The following is a 19,079-nucleotide window of genomic DNA, read 5'->3' on the forward strand; positions in this document are numbered from 1 at the left end:
TCTCCGCTGCGATTTCCGCAGCCGCGAAACACGGCGAAGGCGGTTTTTCCATCTTCATCGATGAGGCGGCGAACCTCTTACGCAACAACGGTTTCCGCTCGGTCGTCCGGGAAATGTATCAGGAATACCGCAAGCTCAACGGGCTAGTCGGCCTTGCCTTCCAGGAACCGGGTGCGCTGCTGGAGTTCGACGGCGCATCGGCCATGATCGAAAACGCGCAGACCTTGTTCTTCCTGCCGAACTCTCAGGCCAAGGTCCAGAACCTTGAACCCTTCAATCTGTCTCCCGAGCAGATCGCCTTCATCAAGGGCGAAGGCGAGATGAAGGGCGGGCGCCAGGTGCTCGTCGTCAAGCGCTTCGAGGCCGCGAATTTCAACGAAAGCACGATTCTGGACGTGGACCTGTCGGGCCTGGGCGACGCCTTGCGCTTCTACCGGTCAGGGCCTTCCGCGGTCAAGGAACTGGAAAAAACCAAACAGGAATGGGGTGACCAATGGCTTGCAAAACTCTGATGAGGCTCGTTGCCGGTCTGATGCTGGCGACGTCGATCAATGCGCCGGCGCATGCCGCTATGGCTGTCATCGATGTGAAGAACATCGCCGAAGCGCAAAAGCAGCTCACGACGCTCAAAGAACAGCTCAGCACCGTCAAGGACCAGCTTGCGACCGCAAAGGAAAGCCTTTCGGTCATCACAGACCAGCTCGACACCTTGAAGGAAGTTCAGGGCATTGCGGGCGATACGCTCTCATCCATCGGCGAACTTGGAAATCTCTCCATTCCGTCCCTGAACTTCCAGTCGCTTGCGTCCAGTGTGTCCGGGGACATGGCCTGTCTCATTCCCGACTACAAGCAGCTCATGCCGTCCATCAAGTTTGACGAGGTGGACTTCGGCTCGATCTGCGAGCGGGGTAATGCCTACAAGTCCGGCCTGGTCGCCACTCCGGAGTCTCTCACTGCGGGAACCTGGGAAGAAAAAGCCAAGATCCAGAAGTCAGTCAGTCAGAACCGGATCGCGACCATCACGGATGCGACGGTCAAAGGTCTTGCACAGTCGGACGAAGCCCATGAGACGGCTGTCAAAACCCTTGAGACGGCCCAGGAATACAAGAACGCAGGCCAGACCGCCGAGACGGTCAACGCCCGCCTGCAGGTGTTGATTGAGCTCCAAGTCGCTCAACTCGTCGCAACCGCGCAGACCAATCAAATCCTCGCACAGATGTTGAAGATCAACGCGTCCCAGGCCCTCAACAACGGCGTCCCGATCATGAGCGAGGTCGCCGAGGATCGTAAATACAATGAAGAAGGAAGCGAATAACCATGGCGGCTTCCTCCTGCAATATCTGCGAGATTTTCTCTGCGTATCAGTCCCATGCCGATAGCACCCTCGGGACCCTCGTTAACGCGGTTCATGGGCCGTTTCAGGGGATCATCTTGAGCCTTGTCGGTGCTTGGGTCCTCTGGGCTGGCATTCAGGTCTTTTTGGGGACGCTCGACTTCGCGGGCGCGCTCAAACAAGCCATCTTCATGGTGCTTGGCTTCGGCGTCTATAAGGGTGTCGATGGTGGCTTGATCGGTGACGTGTTCGACGCATGCGTCAATGTCATGGGCGGACTGTCCAGCGCGCTAATGGATGGCGGCGGTGGCGGCGGACTTAGCGGGCTCGATGCACTGCTGCTGGCCGTTGAGACCGGGATTGGTGGCGTCTTCAACATTGCCACAACAATCATGGGATCGGGAAGCTGGGGCAAGCAAATCGTAAACACCTTCTACGGTGTGGCGCTTCTGTTGCCCTACGTCATTCTGCTTGTTCTGTTTCTCGCGCACACGTCGGTCTCTCTTTTCCGGCTCACGCTCATAATGGGCGTGTCGCCCTTTCTCATTGGCATGGCTGCCTTCCCGTTCGGCCGCAATTTGATCGGCGCCGGCGTGCGGACAATCATCGGTTCTATCGTCACCATGCTCTGCGTCACGATGGTTTTTTCGCTGGTCATCGCCAGCGTCAAAGGTCTTGGCGTTACCGCTGATGCCGAGGTTGACCCAGAAGCCTACATCGACCTGACCAGCGGCAAATTTCTGCTTGCCATGATTATGGGTTGGCTTGGTGCTGCCTTGATGTCCGAGGCGGTCAATATCGCCGGTCAGGTGTCGAGCGCGATGCTTGGAACCGTGTCAGCCGGGATCATGTCTGCCGGTGCCATTCGCGGGGCTGCCATCGGTGCCTCTGCCGGTCGAACAGCGGCGGGGGCTGCCGGTCGCGTCGGTGGCTTCATGCACAGAAAAACCTGGGAATCCTCGCGTTCGGCTCCGGGCGGGATCATCGATTCCAGCGGTTCGTAGTCGCCAAACTCCCCCTTCCTTCCTCTCTCAAAGGGTCTTCTTTCATGAAACACCTCAGACTCGTCTTGTGCCTTGGTTGGCTGGTTTCCGGCTGCGCACAGGTGGAAATGCCGATTGAACCGGACGGCATCGACAAGATGCGCAAATCACCCTGCGCCTGCGCGGAAATCGAATTTGAGCCGAGTTCCTTTGAATGGGTGGAGGCCGCCTGATGGCTTTCATTTCTCGTTCCAAGTCCAATGCGGCGACGGTTCCGCAGGTCAAGCCGGAGCCGAAGCACGCCAACATCCTGCAAGCGGATCCGTTTGCCTACAAAACCGCTCACCGGCGCATGGCCTGGCTGTTGCGCCTGTCGGTTGGAACGAATGTCGCGCTGGCAATCTGTGTGGTGGCGAGCATCCAGGCCCTTGTGTCGCTGGTACCGCTCAAGGAGACCGAAATCGCGCTTCTGCGTGCCGATCCGAGCGATGACCGGATCTATCGTGTCGAACCGATTTCCATGGAAGTCGATGGCTTCGAGCTGATGCTCGAAAAGCTCGCCCGGCGCTATGTGCACCAGATCCTCACCATTGACGACACCACCCAGAACACCCGGTTCAAGGAAGTCCGCACGTACTCCGATCCGGACTTCTTCAATGACTATGTGAAGACCAACAAAACGGTCATCGAAGAAGCGATCAAAGACGGCCTCAACCGCTCGATCACGATCAAGGGTGCCTATCAGGTCGATGCCTACGATGGCGTCTATCTCTATGTCGTCGAGTTTCTTCAGACAGACAGGATCGGCCGCGAAAAGCCGAAGCGCCGCCATCTGCGCGCCTTCCTGGAAATGACCCCCCGTCCCCATGACGTCACTGCCGCCGAGCGGTTCGAGAACCCGCTTGGAATCCGCGTCCTCGGCATGTCCATCAAGGAGCAAGCTTCCAAATGATCGCCCGTTTTTCTGTCCTTTTCGCCGCCGTTGCCATTACTGGAGCTGCCCACGCACAAACGCCTCTCGGTCAAGGTCCGGCAACGCCTGGCAGCGTCTCAACGAACACGACCCCGACGCAGCGGGTTGCTGCGGCCAACTCGGTTGTCAACTCAACGCTTCCTGTCGGTTCCGTGCCGCAGGCGCAAGCTCAGGCGGCCGGAAACTTCGGTCCCCTCGCCCGCCCCGAAAGCATCGGCGGTCAGATCCAGGAAGCCTGGTCCCGCCCCGGCAAAAAGCAGGGCATTCACGTCCAGAATTTCTGTGGCGACTGCGTCTACAAGGTGCGCCTCAGGCAATACATGGTCAGCGCCATCCAGTTGCCGAAGGGCGTCAAGATCAAGTCGGCCGATATGGGCGACAGTTCCCGTTTTGAGGTCAAGAAGCGGTCGGACAACACGCTTGCCGTGAAGCCGACCGGGGCCGGTGTCGATAGCTCGATGCTGGTCTACACCGAAGATGGCGACGTGTATTCCTTCTACCTTCGCGCCGAAGGCATTAACTCGAAGTCCGTTCCCGATGTGTCTTTCCGGATCATTGGTCCGCAGAGCGCCGGCATGTCTTTCGTTGAGTTCGATGGCAAGGGCAACCCTATCGGCGGTGGCGGGGAAACAGCCCTTGCCACTCACAACTCAAAGGACTTCCTGCAAACCGCGAAGTTCGATCCGGGCGCGCTGCGCGGATGGAACCAGTACAAGCTTTGGGGCGACAAGAAACTGCGGCCCGAGCAGGTCTTCCGGGACGATCATTTCACGTACATTCAGTTCGGCGACAAGTGGAACGACGTGGAATTGCCGACCGCCTATGTCGTGGTCGATGGCATTGACGAGCTGGTCAATACCCGCGTCCAGGGCACCACCTTCATTGTCGAGTCCACTCACCGCCTGATCACCCTCAAGTCCGGCCAGTCCTTCATGTGCATCCAGTACACGGGAGGCAAGTGAGCATGGCCGTCTGCGAGATCCTGCTGGCGCTCGGCCTGACCTTTGGCGGTGCCTGTGAGCCGGAGCCTGTTCATCCACGCGGTTTGCCCGCCAGTGATCCGGCAGTCTTCTCTTACGAAAAGCCCGAGCCGCCAAAACCGCCTGTTCAAGCGAAGGTGGTCACCATGCCCCCGGTGATCATCGAAAAGGAGGTCATTCGGGAAGTCGAAAAACCTGTTGTCGAGACGAAAGAAGTCGTCCGGACACAGACGGTCACCAAGTACATCGAACCTCCGAAGGCGGTACCGCGACAGCCGACCGAATACGAGCTGATGCTGCAAACCGCTCTCAGAGAGCGCGCTGCGATGCAGTCGGAGCTTGCTGGCGCCGACATCACCGGGGACTTTTCCGACGCCGGTAACCGCCCCGCCCCGATGAATGCGAACCTGCCCGGGTTTCCACCGCCTGAGGGGATCGATCCGGAGAACGATCGCTATTCGGCAACGCCGCGCTATTCGACCGGTGCAGTCGACAACACCCGTATTCTGACGGCTGACCGTTACATCACGGGCATTCTGGAAAGCGGCATCAACAGCCAGCTTGCCGACAACGGTTCCGTTGTCGTTCAGGTGAGCCGGGACGTCTACGGCTATCACGGCCGGACCAAGCTCGTGCCGAAGGGTTCGCGGATGATCTGCGAATATTCTTCGGTCGATAAGGTCGGTCAGACCCGTGTCGGGTTCTCTTGCAGCCGCATTCTTCTCGGGGAAAGCCGCGCTGAGATTTATCAGCTCAAAGCCCATATCGGCGATGCCCAGGGCTATGCCGGGCTTTCCGGTGAAGTGAACACCCGCTTTTGGGAGAAATACGGCTCAGCCATTTTGACGACCGGCATCGGTACGGCCGTCGAAGCTGCCGTGTCCAGCACCCAAAATATCGACAGTTCGAATTCCAATATTGTCGCCAATGGCCTGTCCGGTGCCAGCGAGAACATTGGAACCATCACTGCGGCCCTCCTTGAGGACACAGTGGACCTTAAACCAGTCATCCGGATAGCCCAGGGCACCCGCGTACAGGTGCGCCCGAAGTTTGACTGGTACCTCGCCGACCCTCCCCAAAATTAAGGAGATTGGAATGCGATACACTAGAATAGTGTCTTGCGGCCTTATGGCGCTCGTCCTGGCGTCATCGACCGCACTCACTCAGGCACAGACGGTGCCAGCGGTTAACCCCGTCTCGGTCAAGACATCGGGTGCCGCAGCCGGGGAGGTTCTGATTAAGGAGAACCTCTTTACCGTGTCGCCTGCTCTGGAGACGGAATTGTCTTCCGACAGTGCCGTGCCGGTCCAACTGCAATTCAACGCTCAGCCGAATACGACCGAGGCCGTTGATATCAGTGGGATCACCGCCGAGGGCTTCACTCGCAAAGTCAGCGTCAACGGTGAAGAAATCGCACAGGTGGTTGTCACCCGGCTCAAGAAAGACACCGACTTTGTCGATCTGGAAGCCGATAAATTCACCAGTCAGTTCGGTGTTGAAAGCAACCGCCTTCTCCCGACGACAGCGATTTCCGTAAATGGCGATGAAGCCGAGTTCGTTCAGGCGGTTGCCCGCCTGTCCGGTACCGAGGAAACCGCAGAGCCCGAACAGGAGCTTGAAGACAAGGAAAACACCGTCGAGGACGATTCGAGCGTGGACGAGGCCGGCGGCGGCGACTCGGAAAATCCGGTCGCCGGTGGCTATGAAACCCCGGACCGCCTGGAACCGGAAGAGGACGAAGATCGTGAACCGAACGTCACTTATAATGTGACGACGGATGGCTGCGAGCCCGAGATTGACCTTGTGTCCGGGATCGTACGTCAAACATCGTTGTCCCAGACGTTGGAAGACGGTGTTGTCACCGAGACGGATGCTTGCGCACCCAACGGCGTGGTCTTCCCGATCCAGAAAAATTACGAAGTCTGCGAAGACATCGTTGATCGGGACAACCTTGTGGCAACCCCGCAATATGCCTCGTTTTACAACGACGATCGCGGTGCGCGGTTCGACCTGGCTGCGTGCCAGCCGGATCAGTCGATGTTCTATGTGATCAACGAGGACTTCGATGCGTGTTCCCCGGATCTGGATTTCGCCGGGGAGGAAGTCACCATGCTTTCACAGCTCAGCTATCGCGGCCGGGGTGGCAAGAAGGTGATTGTCAGTGAGTGCGGGCCTTCAGAGAAGGTCTTCCAGATGGAACGCGAATACGGCGTTTGCGGAGACTTTATCGACCTGAAATCCGGCGTCGCGCAGGCTCAATATTCGCTCTTTTATGTGGACGGCAAGGCGTCGCGCCACAAAGTGAGCGAGTGCTTGCCTGATGCTGACAAGGCGTTCGAGATCGTTGAAAAACAGAACTGCACGTTCGACTTCGATTTCGATCAGGGCAAGGCAGTCGTCAACACGTCGCTGACCTACGTCAACGCCGATAGCGTCGAGGTTTCGGTGCGCGAATGCGCTCAGTCGGAAACCATCGAACCAATCCAGATGACGGCCGATGTTTCCAACTGCTCCATGCGTCATGACTTCGGGGCCGGTACGTCCTCCGAAATGGCGATGTGGACCTATGAGTACGAAGGTCAGCTTTTCCAGGCGTCCCCGTGCATCACCACTGACACCACCTACACGCACAACCGGGTGTTTGAGAAAAACGGCATCGATGTCTGTGCCCCTATTGTCGATATGGCAAAGGGTCAGGCTGCTCGTCAGTATCGAACCGAAATCACCGTCAACAGCCGGGAAGAGGTCATTGCCGGTTGTCAGCCTGATGAAAGTGCGATGCTTGGCATCGAAGCAACCACGGACGGTTGCGAAGATGCGGCATCGTTCGACCACGATCTGGCCGCTGGCGTTTCCTATGGCCGGGAGCGTTTCTTCTACAACGTTCCAGGGCAAGGCCGCGTCTACGTGACCGGCTGCAAGCGCAACGATCAGACTTTCACGCATTCCGTCAGCCCGAACGGCTGGAAGAATGATGACGGCCGCTTGCGCGCGCAGCAGCTCGTTGACGTGTCGATCAACGTGAACGGCAGGTCTTACACGATTGCCACTTCCTGGCTGCAGCCGGGCACGTCTGAAGTTGCGTACTCGTTTGTTCGCAATGAAGACCAGCCCGACATGAACAAGGCTTATTACGCTGGCTGCATTCAGAAAATCCCGACGAACCGGACTGCGATCTACAAGCGTCCGGATGGATCAACGGTCAGCGTTCCGAAAGGCAACGGGCCGGTGGCTAACGGTGGCGATTTCTGCCAGAGGGTTCGTCAAACCCGCCTGAATGAAAAGTGGGGCATCAAGGCTTGGTTGGAACGCGGGAGACTTTCTCTCAAGACCAACACTGACAGCCAGTCCCATTCCCGTCGCAAACACCAGGACGCTTACTGGATCACGATCAAGGGCGGCAATGCGCGTATCACGAGCTTTGCCGACAACGACGGAAAGGTCTGCCATTTCTACTTCATCGACCGTGAAGAGGAACGGCTGAAGATCACCGAACCGGGTACCGGCAAGGTGTCTTACACCAGTTGGACCGGTGTGAAGGAAAAGCAGCGCTCCGGCTCTGCTGCCTGCGGCTAACCCACTTGGGCAGGGGCTAGCCCCTGCCCTTCTTCCCTTCCCGTTTGTTCCAGTTTCGAAAGGTCGAACCCATGTCCCAGGTTCTCCTCGAAAAGATCCTTGAGCCGCTGTCCAGGCACTATGCAGCGAGCGATGTTGTCGAAGTCCGGACCAAGGCACCGGGCAAGTTGATCGTGGAGCGCCGTGATCTGGCAAACCGCATCGCCGAAGTCGATGAACCGGCTTTGACCCTGCACAGGATCAAGACCATCTGCCGGGCCTTGGCAAATATGAAGGGTCTGGAATTTGACCCCACATCCAAACCGCAGCTTTCAACGGTTCTGCCGGGCGGTCACCGCTTCGAATGCCTGATCGGCAATTCGGTTGTCTCCGGTCTGTCGCTGGCGATCCGTTGCAAACATCCTCACAAGATCACGCTGGAAGATATGGGTCTGTCCGCCGGCATGATCGACTATCTCAAATCCGCTCTCGATCAGCAGCGCAACATTGCAATCTCCGGATCGACCAATACCGGCAAGACCACGCTGCTCAACAATCTCCTGTCCTATCTGCCTGATGACCGGCGCGTCGTCAGTGCGGAAGATACCCCTGAACTGGAAGTCAGCAGGTTCTATAACGGAGTGTCCTTGCTGGCAGCGCGCGATACCGCACAAGGCGCAGGCCTGCGGACCTGGCAGCAGCTCTACGATCACAAGATGCGTATCTCTCCGGACAATATTCTGTTCGGCGAAATCTCCACTCAGAATGCCTTCGCCGCGCTCAACGTTCTGAACACTGGCGCGCGTGGTTGGATGTGCACCGTGCATGCTGAAAGCGCCGAGCTGGTTCCCGCACGATTCCAGGAGAACATAAACGCGGCCGGTCAGACCTTGCCCGACGCAGAGACGTTCATGCGCCGTCTTGTCGATCTGGTGGTCCACATCAAACGTGATCCGAAAGGACAGCGTTTTATCTCCGATATCTACGAGATGAAAAATGACGTTTACGTGCTGCGTGACCGCCAGGCTATGAGCGTCGAGGCTGCGTGATCAGTCATGCATCTGATGCGCTTGTTTGCCGTTCTGGCATTTAGTGCTCTCGTCGGCGTGACGCTGACCGGGTGGTACTACACGCTTGGTTTCAATCCCCTTCAGCCCGCTTGGTGGCAGTGGCTTCTGGATTTCTGGCGGCAGGCCCGCGGATTTCCGACCGAAGTTCTTCAGCCTGCCTATGCCGGGTTTGGCACCTTTCTTATTCTGATCCTGACCGGGGCAATCGTCTCGTCAGGTGCCAGGTCGGAAACGATCTTTGGCGGGCGGAAGCAAAAGGACATCCACGGCACGGCCCGTTGGGCTGAAACCCGGGACGTGAAAGAAAGCGGCCTTCTGTCGGAAACCGGCGTCGTCGTTGGCGGCTGGCCGACGCGGCGAGGCGTCAAGATGCTTCGCCACGATGGCCCGGAGCATGTTTTGGCTTTTGCCCCTACCCGCTCAGGTAAGGGCGTCGGCCTGGTCCTTCCCACTCTGCTCTCCTGGGAAGAATCCGCGCTCGTCCTCGATATCAAGGGCGAGAACTACGCTTTGACCGCTGGCTGGCGAGCGGGCCAGGGCCAGCGGATCTATCGTTTCGATCCGGCCGCAGACCGCGGATCGGTCAAATACAATCCCTTGGCGGAAGTTCGGATCGGAACCGACCACGAGATAGCTGACTGCCAGAACATCGCCATCATGATCATCGATCCGGACGGCACCGGCCTGAAAGATTTCTGGATGCAGGAAGGCTACGGCTGGCTCTGCACCGCGATCCTGCATGTCCTTTACCGGATCAAAAAATCAGAAAACCGCACCGCGACACTCGCAGACGTGCGCGCGTTCATGTCGATCGGTGACGACGAGGATCCAAAGTCCATCAGCGAACAGGCCGTGGCAGCGGCAGCAAAAGCCGCGTTCGGCCAAAAGGATGGCGAGGAAGACGACAGTTTTGACCGGCTCCTGAAGGACATGGAGCGCTATGAGCACGGCCGCGCAGTCGTCAATGACGAAGTGCGTCTTGGCGCGGCCCGTATGCGCAAGCGGTCCAGCAACGAGCGCTCCGGCGTTCACTCCACCGGCACGTCTCAGCTCGCGCTTTACAGCGACCCGATTGTGGCCCGCAACATATCGGAATCCGATTTCCGCATCACCGACCTGATGAACGGCGACAAGCCGGCAACCCTTTATATCGTCATCCCGCCTTCTGACATTGCCCGGCTGCGGCCCTTGGTGCGGATTCTACTCAACCAGTTCCTCACCCGCCTTACCTCTCACATGGCGTTCGAGGATGGCCGTTCCGTCAAGCATTACAAACACCGCATGCTCTTGATGCTCGACGAGTTTACGTCAGTCGGCAAGCTGGAGATTTTTGAAAAGGCGATTGCCTTCATGGCGGGCTACGGCCTGAAAGCCTTTGTCATCGTTCAGGACCTCACGCAGCTCCAGAAAACTTACGGCCGCGAACAGTCGATTGTTTCCAACTGCCATGTCCGGATTGCCTATGCACCGAACACGATGGAAACAGCGCGGGTTCTGTCGGACATGGCCGGTAAGACCACGCTCGTTCAGAAAAAGACATCAGCCAGCCACACCACCGGGAAAATCGGGACGAACTATTCCGAAACCTTGATGGAGGTGGCCCGGCCGCTTCTCACCCCGGACGAATGCATGTCGTTGCCGGGGATCCAGACAGGGGCCGGCGGCAAGGTCACCCGCGCCGGCGACATGCTGATTTTTGTGGCCGGGCGTCCGGCCATCTATGGCCGCCAGGTTCTCTACTTTCAGAACGAAGACCTTCAGGCCCGGGCAAAAATCCCGCTCGCTTCCCCCACTTCAATTCCTTCTCTCCCGTCGTCCAGCAGAAAGGCTTCCTCATGAAGATCAGCAGAGCAGTCCAGATCCTTCTCAAGATCCACGAGGAGTTTGGCGATATCGACATCGTCGGTGGCTACCTCACCGACAATTCCCCGCTTCGCAACATCACGGTCATCAACACCGATGGCGTTGAGCTCTGGCCGAAAGACACCAGCGCCTATGCCGGCCCTGCCGAGGTCGATGGCGTGTTCCTCGACTGACCGCCACAGCACATCAAGTTTCTTCCCCGCTTTCGTTCAAGGAGTTTTTCGCCATGGCTGACAAACAACCCATTCAAAAAACCTACCTGGCCGTTCCTTATGAGCAGCGCACGGTCGCAGATGAAGCCGGTGCTATCTGGGACAAGAAAGCCAAGGCCTGGTTCGCAAAAGGCACAGAGGTTCCGGAGGCGCTGAAACAGTTCCTTCCGGAAAACCAGCAGGAGCACCCCCGCGAGGATCCGCGCACTGCCTTCGGTAAGTTCCTGCGCGAAAACGGCGCGGAGTTGCAGGGTCTTCCGGAAATGGACGGGAAATGGCACCGCATTGCGCTCACCGGCGATGGCAAGGAAACCAACGCCAGCTATCGCGGCTTTCTGGATGGTGTTCCGAACGGCCAGTTCAAGAACTTCAAGGGCGACGATGTGCCCTTGCAGTGGATCTCCAAAGGGGATGGCCTGACACAGCAAGAAAAGCAACGCCTTGTCGCCGAAGCCGCGCAGAACCGCGAGAACCGCGAGCGCGTGAGAGCTACCGAACAGGAAGCGACAGCCAAACGGGCCTTTGGAATCTGGACGAACCTGAAGTCCTGGGCCACCCCCGAAAATTGCCCTTACCTCGCCCGGAAGAACGTTCGCGGCTATGGCGTGAAAGTGGCCGACGATGGCCGCATGGTCGTGCCGCTGCGCGACGAAAACGGCCGCATCTGGTCCCTGCAGTTTGTCGGCGATGAAAAGATCTACCTGAAGCATGGCCGAAAAGAAGGGCTCTTTCACACGATTGACCCGAGCAAGGATCTGGAAAACGGCCGAGACAAAGGCGACAAACTGACCATCATAATCGGCGAGGGCTACGCAACCGGTGCGGATGTTCATAAGGCGACCAATCTGCCGACCGCCGTTGCCTTTGATGGTGACAACCTTGTTGCCACCGCGAAGGCCGTTCGAGAGAAGTTCCCGAAAGCAAATCTTCTGATCGCAGCCGATGACGATCATCATTTGCCGAACAGAAATCCGCCCCTGCCCAACAAGGGCCTGAAGTGCGCGCAACGCGCCGCCGAGGCGGTTGGCGGCAAGGTGCTGGCTCCGAGTTTTACGCCAGCCGAAAAGGAGCGCGGGGCAACTGACTGGAACGACCTGAAACAGCTTCGCGGTGAAAAAGGCCTGCTTACGGCGCTGCGAGATTCCTTTGTGCAAATGCAGAGGGAGCACGCCCGCTGTTTAGGCAAGGACAAAGGTTTGGGCCGTGAGCCGGAGATGAGCCGGTGAAAAAACCCCGGCGCGTCCTGTTGAAGGCCTACATCAAACCGGATCTCCACGAGCGCATCATGACCCATGCGAAACGCACGAAGCTTTCTGCTTCGCGCGTTGTCGAACGTGTTCTGGAAAGCGGTAGGTTTCCGGACAGGTCGAAAGATCAAATGATTTTGCACCTGTTGTCCGTGAACGCAGACCAGGCGCGTTTGGGCAACCTGCTCTTGAAAGGCTTGAACGAGACCGTTGACGGTCACGTCGGCCGTCAAATGCAAACGCTTCTGGGGGAGATCCGCAAGACGCAGGCCGAGATCAAAGCTCGGATTGCGGAGCTCCAATCATGATCGCCAAGAAAACGGCGATCAAGCGCGCGAGAGGCGCGGCCGCGCTCGCCAAATACATCGCCAGCGCCAAAGAGAAGGGCGAAAAGCTCGATCAGTTCTGGCTTTCCAACTGCAAGGCCGGCGACGGCATCGATGACCTGGACACGGCCATCGCGGAGATCCGCGCGACGCAGGCCTTGAATTCTCGCAGCAAGTCAGATCCGAACTACCACCTGGTGGTGTCATTTGCCGAAGGTGAAAAGCCCAACATCGATGTTCTGAAGGACATTGAGACTGAGTTCGCCAAAGCGCTCGGACTGGAAGATCATCAGCGCGTGGTCGGCACCCACATCAATACTGAAAACTTCCACATGCATATCCAGTTCAATCTTGTGCATCCGGAAACCTTCCGGATGCACACCCCGTTTCGCGATTTCCAGATCTTGCAGAAGACCGCCGCCGAGCTGGAAAAGAAACACGGACTGGAAGTGGTCCAGGGCCGCGGACAGGATAATGAGCGGGAAAACCGGAAGGCCCGGGACAAGGAAGCAAACTCGTGGGAGCAATCCTTTTCCGGATTTCTCAAAGACCACAAGAGCGAGCTGCTTACGATCAATCGTGATGCGGGATCCTGGGAAGAATTGCATGAGGGCTTTGCCCTCTACGGCGTCGAACTTCGCCGGCGCGGAGCCGGGTTCGTGTTCCGCGACATCGGCACCGGCACCATGGAAAAAGCCAGCGCCGTTGATCGGCTGTTTTCGAAAAAGAACCTTGAAGACAAGTACGGCCCTTATCGCAAACAGGACCGGCTCTTTGATCGGACAAAGCCCAAAACCAAATATCGCCGCCGACCGCTCGATCCACGCCTCGAACGACATCCCGCCTGGAAACGCATGACCGGAGGTCACACCGGCAAGCGGGTGTCCTGGCGCCGGTTTCTGGAGCAACAGGCCGGTGTCGATGCCGAAGCCCGCGAAGCGCTCGAGCTGCAGAAATCATACCTGCAAATCATCAGCGGAAAGACCCCGCAAAAGATCCGCACCCGTCAAATCAGGTCCCGCAAATCGAAAGGGATGTCCCGATGACAGCAATCGTTTCCCATTGCTAATGCCTCTACCTCGTACGATCCTTGTCCACTTGCATCCCATTATCCATGGCTTCTGTCTGCCGATGGCCATAAATATCAAGCGATTAATCGAACTCTCCTTCCTTACTAGCTTACTGTTATTGTTCCTCATGACCGCAGGCGTTTGATCGCGCCTTGAAAAAGTGGTTGCTCATACAATTCACGTTATCGGAATAGTTGAAATTCAGTGGACCCCAGCTAAGCTGTTTAGAGGTCTAGACCGGAGGGAGGCGTATGGACGCTGTTGTCGAGCTATCTGCGCTAAGCATGCTGCTTTCGCTCATAGCCGGCTTGGTCATGTTTGCTGTTCGGAATTGGCGTTCCTGCGCCAAGTGGGCGTTCGCTCTCTCCGGGTTGTCCTTTCTGGTCTCATTTGGTTCTTCTGCGGGAATTTTGAGTAGCGCAGCCCTCGCTGTCCTAATATCGCTCGGCGGCCTAGTGGCTTCGCTTTTCATGATGATCATGCCCCGCTTACGGGTGCGGGCGAAGAAAACTCTGACGATCTCCTTCGGAGTACTGGTTGCTGGAACAGTCGCCATCGTCGGGTTGCAGGAACCAGCTCAACTAAAGAAGAATGGGCATGAGATTGCCGCTGCAAAAAAGCCCGATCTTAATTTGCTATCTCCAGGAACACAGCAGACTGAACCACCAAAACCTAAAGTCACGGCATTGCCATTACGAAACGAGGAAAATCCTCCAACGGACACGGGCAATACCAAATTTGCAACGGAGACTATGTATGTGGATGCAACACGGCTCAATGTTCGGAGCGGTCCCTCCAAAAGTCATAAGGTAATTTGGACGCTGAAAGACAATGAAAAGGTATTTGTAATTGGTCGGGAAAATGGTTGGGCGTACCTTAGAGGTGAACGTTATCAGGGTTGGGTGTTTGCTACATATCTCACCCCGAAGCCGGATGCCTACCAAACCGTTGACCAACATAAACCGACGAAACTAACAAGCAAACCTAACCCCGCCCTGTCCGACAGTCAGATTGCTAAAATATTGATTGAGCGTTCACTCGCCTATTACCAGGGCAATTGCCCTTGTCCCTATAACAGGGCTCGCAACGGCAGCCGATGCGGTGGACGCAGTGCTTATTCCAGACCAGGCGGTGCCTCCCCTCTTTGCTTCGTTCGGGATGTAACAAAAACAATGATCGCAGACTACCGAGCAAGAAATTAATGAAACTGCTTTGGGTTTTCCGATATTAGACATTGCAATTTTGGAGAATAATTAGTGCAAAACGATGGTATTGAAATTGTTCTTACACCAATCCAACTTGCAGCTATTCTTGAAGAGGAAACTATAGACTCAAGCGGGGCTGCTTCTAATCGCCTTTGGGGCGTTGTTAATTCAATATTCGGGCTTGCTGAAATTGCAGGCGGTGTAGCCCTGTTTGGCGTTCCCGACGTGACAATCACAAAAATTGCCGGTGGGGCGCTGGTGCTACACGGTGCTGATACAGTCCAAGCCGGTGCTTATTCTATATGGACCGGGAAGAGTACTGTCACACTGACTGCAGAAGCTGCGACTGCTTTCGCCAAACTCGCGGGTGCAAATGAAGATACAGCTAAAAACGTTGGGTATTACGTCGACCTTACAGTGCCGCTTGTGGCGGGGTTCGCTGGTCTTGCTCGAATAGCCGCCGTTCGATCTGGTAGAATATCGTTAGAAATAGCCGAGGCAAAAGGCGGACACACAATTAAAGAGCATGTCGGAAAATCTTTTGATGAGTTGCTCGAAAGACTAGAAACATCAAAGCAGCTCAATACCGTCTCCTCGTTTCGAAATCTATCAGAAGCTGAGATATTTGTGTCTAAGTGCCTGCAAAAGAACCGCAAGCAAATAATGGAATGGGCCAAAGGCGGCAGCTCATCGCGCAAGGCCTTTGACCTAGACGTCGGAAAAGAAGTTGGCTTGGGCGTTAGACGTTCAATAAAAAATCCAGAAAAATTCACGAAAGTACGAGTGGTGTTGCGACGAGAAATACAAGGAGATAAACTTTATTTTATTCTAACTTCGTTCCCGATCCCATGACAAGATATCCAGAAATCAAAAATTTTGTAGACTGTTGGATCAATCAAGACATTTATTTGATTGGCAGCGACCTAAGATCAATAATTGAAGCATATTACGTAGAGGCAAGTATCGAAGAAAGGCAAAAATTACTCAATGAAATACGTTGTTTTAATAGAATGTGCGTAACGGAATTTTCAGGCATGCCAGTCGATGAGAAATTTATTGAAGAATTCAATCCAGAAGTGAATATCGAAGAACTTCGTATCAAATCAGATTCCTTCGTGCGAGATATTGAGTTTCTAATTGAAGAATCTCTATCCCGATAAAATTTGGTCGGATTTTGGAACACTCAAGCCTTTCCAACAGACCGCTGACTAGCGTTTCAGTTGGCGACGGATCCTAAGTCGAACTGGGGAGGCCAAGAGCCAAAGGTCACTACCTTTCCCGCAAAGCATGAACAATCTGGTCGCGGATTGGTTTCACTAGATAGCTGAGCACAGTCCTGTCACCGGTCTGCAGGAACGTCTCGACAGGCATGCCCGGCACGAGGGTCTGGTCACCAAGTTTGGTGAGTTCGCTCTCATCGATAACAAGCCGGGCAACGTAGAAACTCATGCCCGTTCGCTCGTCCTGGTTCAAATCTGCGGAGATGGTCAGCAGCTCCGCATTCAGTTCCGGCGTTGTTCGCTGATCGAAGCTGGGAAAGCGAACCCTCGCGTGTTGGCCTGGGGACATCTGATCGATATCGACCGGACGAACCTGAGTTTCCACGATGAGTTGGTCTTCACGTGGCACAATCTGCATGATGGTTTCACCGGGAGCAATGACACCACCGATCGTGTGGACGGCGAGCTGGTGAACATAGCCGTTGCGCGGGGCCAGAATATCGACACGGGTCAGTTCGTCTTCTGCTGCGATCTTCTGTTCTTCAAGCTGCGCGATGCGGGAGCGGACTTCCTGCAGGTTTTCCAGGACCTCGGCCCGATAGGTTTCCTCAATTTGAAGGATCTGGATATGCCGTTCGCTGATCGCTTCCCTGGTGCGCGCAATCTGCGCAATCAGGTCTCCATATTCCCCGTCCAGACGCGCCTTTTCGCGGCGAAGCGCCGTTACGCGGCTCTTTGAGACGAGCTGCTTGTCCAGAAGGCCACCGAGATCGCCAAGTTCTTCCCCGATCAGTTCAATTTCTGATGTCTTCGCGGCAACCTGCGCTTCGAGGCCTTCGGTCTGCTTGTTGAACTGACGGATCTGCTCTTCAAGCTGGTTCTTTCGGCCTTCCTTGGAATTTTGCCGGGCTTCCAGTAGAAGCTGCTGACCTCTTTCAACGTCACCAAGACTGGCGATCCGCTGTTCAGGCCATTCAATCGTTCGCAAGTCATCTCGTTCCGCCGCGAGGCGCAGTTCCTGGGCAGTCAGGTCAGTCAACTGTTTCGTGACGACTGCGAGATTGGCGCGGGTCACCGTGTCGTCCAGTCTGATCAAAAGATCCCCGGCCTCAACAACGTCACCATTTTTCACGCGGATATCACGAACAATTCCGCCTTCCCGGTGCTGGACCTGTTTGATGTTGCTCTCAACGACAATTGTGCCGGAGGACACAACCGCTCCGGAGATTTCTGTAAAGGCTGCCCAGCCACCGATCCCGCCGATGATGACGATGGTCAATAGGAGCGCAAACAGCATGTGATTGCGCACTGTGTGACGCAGCATGTCGTCGGCGTTGGTAGAGCTAGAGCTGGTTTGCTCTGAAACCTCGATCTGATCAGACATCGTCATCCCCTCGCACCAACACTGGTGCGCGTGTTGGGGACAGGCTGGACCACTTGCTTGAGCACTTCGTCCTTCGGTCCGAACCCGACCATCTTGCCGTCTTTCAGGCAAAGGATCTTGTCGACCGTTGCAATTGCGCTTGGACGATGGGCGATCACGACGACAATGGATCCCTTGTCCCGCATGGCCTTGATGGCGCCCGACAGGGCTCCGTCGCCTTCTGCATCCAGGTTGGAATTCGGTTCATCCAGAACGATAAGGAAGGGATTGCCATAAAGTGCCCGAGCCAGGGCGATGCGTTGCCGCTGCCCGGCTGACAGCATGCGGCCGCTGCGGCCAATAACAGTGTTGTAGCCTTCCGGAAGGCCGACGATCAGATCGTGCACATCCGCCAGCTGTGCCGCCTCAATGATGAGGTCAGGCGATGCATTTGTTCGGAACCGGGCAATGTTGTCGGCGATGGTGCCATCAAAGAGCTGAAGATCCTGAGGCAGATAGCCAATGAACTCTCCGCGTTTCGCGCTCGGCCACTGGCCAAGCTCGGCCCCGTCGTAACGGATGACACCCTTGAGTGGCGCGAGAGCGCCCACCAGCGCCCGCGCAAAAGTAGATTTGCCGGATCCGGAAGGACCGATCACTCCAAGGCCCTCCCCGGCCTCAAGGTCGAGCGATACACCTTGGACAAAGGGCACGATCTCACCGAATGGGCCGCAAAACACCTGCTCAACGGAAATCTTCTTTGTCGGCAACGGCAGATCCATCTTGTCGGCCTCGGTCTCGGCAACCGACAAAACCTCACGCAAACGCCTTAGAGATTGGCGGCAGGCAACAAACCCGCGCCATTGGGAGACAGCCTGCTCGATAGGCGACAGTGCTCTTGAGGTCATGATGGAAGAGGCAATCATGACGCCAGGTGTAATTTCCTGCTTGATCGCCAGCCACGCACCGACACCAAGAATGGCTGACTGGAGAATGAAGCGGATGGTTTTGATCGCTGTACCGAACAAACCTGTACGATCGGCAGCCCGCCGCTGGGTTTCCAGATAGTTGCCGTTCTGCGTCTCCCACCTGGATGTCAGGGCATCCTGCATGCCCATAGCGGCAACGACCTCGGAATTGCGCTGCCCGATTTCCACATCGGCGGAGCGGCGCCCTGCATGGCTGGCGGCTTCTTGTGCCGGCGTCCTGGACATCAGTTCATTCAAGGCGATCAGGACAACGATCACCAAAGCGCCGCCAAGCCCCACAAACCCAAGGACCGGGTGAAACAGAAACACGATCCCGAGATACAGCGGCAGCCATGGAATATCGAAAATAGCCGCGGGCCCAGGTCCGGACAGGAATTGCCTTACCGTATCCAGATCCTGCACCGGACGCAGTTTGGCGGCCTTGCGTCCCAGGCGTACAGGAAGGACATTCGAGATGCGGTAGACGATCCCGGACAGTCTCGCATCGACTCGCTGCCCCAACCGGGCCAAGAGCCTGCTGCGCACACCCTCAAGAAGGCCGTAAAAAGCATAGAGCACTATGGCCAGCGCACCGATCGCCACAAGTGTCGGAATGGATCCGCTGGCAAGCACCCGGTCATAGACCTGAAGCATGAAGACAGGTCCGGTCAGCATCAGGATGTTGATGACAAAACTGACGAGCGCGACGCC

At 56.4% G+C, this 19,079-nt stretch carries 18 protein-coding genes and 1 pseudogene; 17 read left to right on the plus strand and 2 right to left on the minus strand.

Annotation, left to right across the window (positions count from 1 at the left end; translation table 11 throughout):
- The 17 genes and pseudogenes from ACYQ6M_RS29720 to ACYQ6M_RS29800 form a co-directional block, all read left to right on the plus strand.
- Positions 1–512 (plus strand): annotated as a pseudogene (locus ACYQ6M_RS29720) (VirB4 family type IV secretion system protein); the annotation flags it as partial.
- Entirely contained in the window at positions 494–1,315 is an 822-nt protein-coding gene (locus tag ACYQ6M_RS29725; RefSeq protein WP_460077518.1) for a TrbJ/VirB5 family protein, read from the plus strand. The pseudogene ACYQ6M_RS29720 and the gene ACYQ6M_RS29725, both read left to right, overlap by 19 nt.
- A gap of 2 nt (positions 1,316–1,317) precedes the next feature.
- Positions 1,318–2,337, plus strand: a complete 1,020-nt coding sequence (locus tag ACYQ6M_RS29730; protein ID WP_460077520.1) for a type IV secretion system protein — start codon at positions 1,318–1,320, stop codon at positions 2,335–2,337.
- Positions 2,338–2,381: 44 nt separating this feature from the next.
- On the plus strand, positions 2,382–2,549 hold the full coding sequence (locus ACYQ6M_RS29735) for a hypothetical protein (protein WP_187306661.1): 168 nt from the start codon (positions 2,382–2,384) through the stop codon (positions 2,547–2,549).
- On the plus strand, positions 2,549–3,268 hold the full coding sequence (locus ACYQ6M_RS29740) for a VirB8/TrbF family protein (protein WP_460077523.1): 720 nt from the start codon (positions 2,549–2,551) through the stop codon (positions 3,266–3,268). Before ACYQ6M_RS29735 ends, ACYQ6M_RS29740 begins: the two co-directional genes overlap by 1 nt.
- Positions 3,265–4,251 carry a TrbG/VirB9 family P-type conjugative transfer protein gene (locus tag ACYQ6M_RS29745; protein ID WP_460077525.1) on the plus strand — a complete coding sequence of 329 codons (987 nt, stop codon included), beginning with the start codon at positions 3,265–3,267 and terminating at the stop codon, positions 4,249–4,251. Before ACYQ6M_RS29740 ends, ACYQ6M_RS29745 begins: the two co-directional genes overlap by 4 nt.
- Before the next feature lie 2 nt (positions 4,252–4,253).
- Complete coding sequence (locus ACYQ6M_RS29750) at positions 4,254–5,354, plus strand: TraB/TrbI/VirB10 family type IV secretion system protein (protein WP_460077527.1); 1,101 nt, start codon at positions 4,254–4,256, stop codon at positions 5,352–5,354.
- A gap of 10 nt (positions 5,355–5,364) precedes the next feature.
- Complete coding sequence (locus ACYQ6M_RS29755) at positions 5,365–7,845, plus strand: hypothetical protein (RefSeq protein WP_460077529.1); 2,481 nt, start codon at positions 5,365–5,367, stop codon at positions 7,843–7,845.
- Between the two features lie 71 nt (positions 7,846–7,916).
- Positions 7,917–8,873 (plus strand): ATPase, T2SS/T4P/T4SS family, encoded by a 957-nt coding sequence (locus tag ACYQ6M_RS29760; protein ID WP_460077531.1) that lies wholly within the window; start codon positions 7,917–7,919, stop codon positions 8,871–8,873.
- A gap of 6 nt (positions 8,874–8,879) precedes the next feature.
- The gene (locus ACYQ6M_RS29765) at positions 8,880–10,733 is read left to right on the plus strand and encodes a type IV secretory system conjugative DNA transfer family protein (protein WP_460077533.1); all 1,854 of its coding nucleotides are present in this window, start codon (positions 8,880–8,882) and stop codon (positions 10,731–10,733) included.
- Positions 10,730–10,930, plus strand: coding sequence for a hypothetical protein (locus tag ACYQ6M_RS29770; protein ID WP_454611124.1), 201 nt, complete (start codon positions 10,730–10,732; stop codon positions 10,928–10,930). Before ACYQ6M_RS29765 ends, ACYQ6M_RS29770 begins: the two co-directional genes overlap by 4 nt.
- 53 nt (positions 10,931–10,983) lie before the next feature.
- The gene (locus ACYQ6M_RS29775; protein WP_460077535.1) at positions 10,984–12,195 is read left to right on the plus strand and encodes a DUF5710 domain-containing protein; all 1,212 of its coding nucleotides are present in this window, start codon (positions 10,984–10,986) and stop codon (positions 12,193–12,195) included.
- Positions 12,192–12,524: a hypothetical protein gene (locus ACYQ6M_RS29780; RefSeq protein WP_460077536.1), complete on the plus strand. Its 333-nt coding sequence runs from the start codon at positions 12,192–12,194 to the stop codon at positions 12,522–12,524. The genes ACYQ6M_RS29775 and ACYQ6M_RS29780 overlap by 4 nt, the downstream gene beginning before the upstream one ends.
- Entirely contained in the window at positions 12,521–13,588 is a 1,068-nt protein-coding gene (gene traI / locus ACYQ6M_RS29785; RefSeq protein ID WP_460077537.1) for a TraI/MobA(P) family conjugative relaxase, read from the plus strand. The genes ACYQ6M_RS29780 and traI overlap by 4 nt, the downstream gene beginning before the upstream one ends.
- Before the next feature lie 275 nt (positions 13,589–13,863).
- On the plus strand, positions 13,864–14,814 hold the full coding sequence (locus ACYQ6M_RS29790) for an SH3 domain-containing protein (protein WP_460077539.1): 951 nt from the start codon (positions 13,864–13,866) through the stop codon (positions 14,812–14,814).
- A gap of 54 nt (positions 14,815–14,868) precedes the next feature.
- Positions 14,869–15,669, plus strand: a complete 801-nt coding sequence (locus ACYQ6M_RS29795; RefSeq protein WP_460077541.1) for an RNase A-like domain-containing protein — start codon at positions 14,869–14,871, stop codon at positions 15,667–15,669.
- Positions 15,666–15,977, plus strand: a complete 312-nt coding sequence (locus tag ACYQ6M_RS29800; protein WP_460077543.1) for a contact-dependent growth inhibition system immunity protein — start codon at positions 15,666–15,668, stop codon at positions 15,975–15,977. The genes ACYQ6M_RS29795 and ACYQ6M_RS29800 overlap by 4 nt, the downstream gene beginning before the upstream one ends.
- A gap of 109 nt (positions 15,978–16,086) precedes the next feature.
- Here ACYQ6M_RS29800 and ACYQ6M_RS29805 read toward each other — a convergent pair whose 3' ends face one another.
- Together ACYQ6M_RS29805 and ACYQ6M_RS29810 are read right to left on the minus strand one after the other, a co-directional pair.
- Complete coding sequence (locus ACYQ6M_RS29805; RefSeq protein ID WP_460077545.1) at positions 16,087–17,421, minus strand: HlyD family type I secretion periplasmic adaptor subunit; 1,335 nt, start codon at positions 17,419–17,421, stop codon at positions 16,087–16,089.
- A gap of 2 nt (positions 17,422–17,423) precedes the next feature.
- On the minus strand, positions 17,424–19,079 hold a 1,656-nt coding region (locus ACYQ6M_RS29810; RefSeq protein ID WP_460077547.1), incomplete at its 5' end, for a type I secretion system permease/ATPase.

The sequence above is a fragment of the Roseibium sp. ROS1 genome (genome assembly GCF_054658215.1).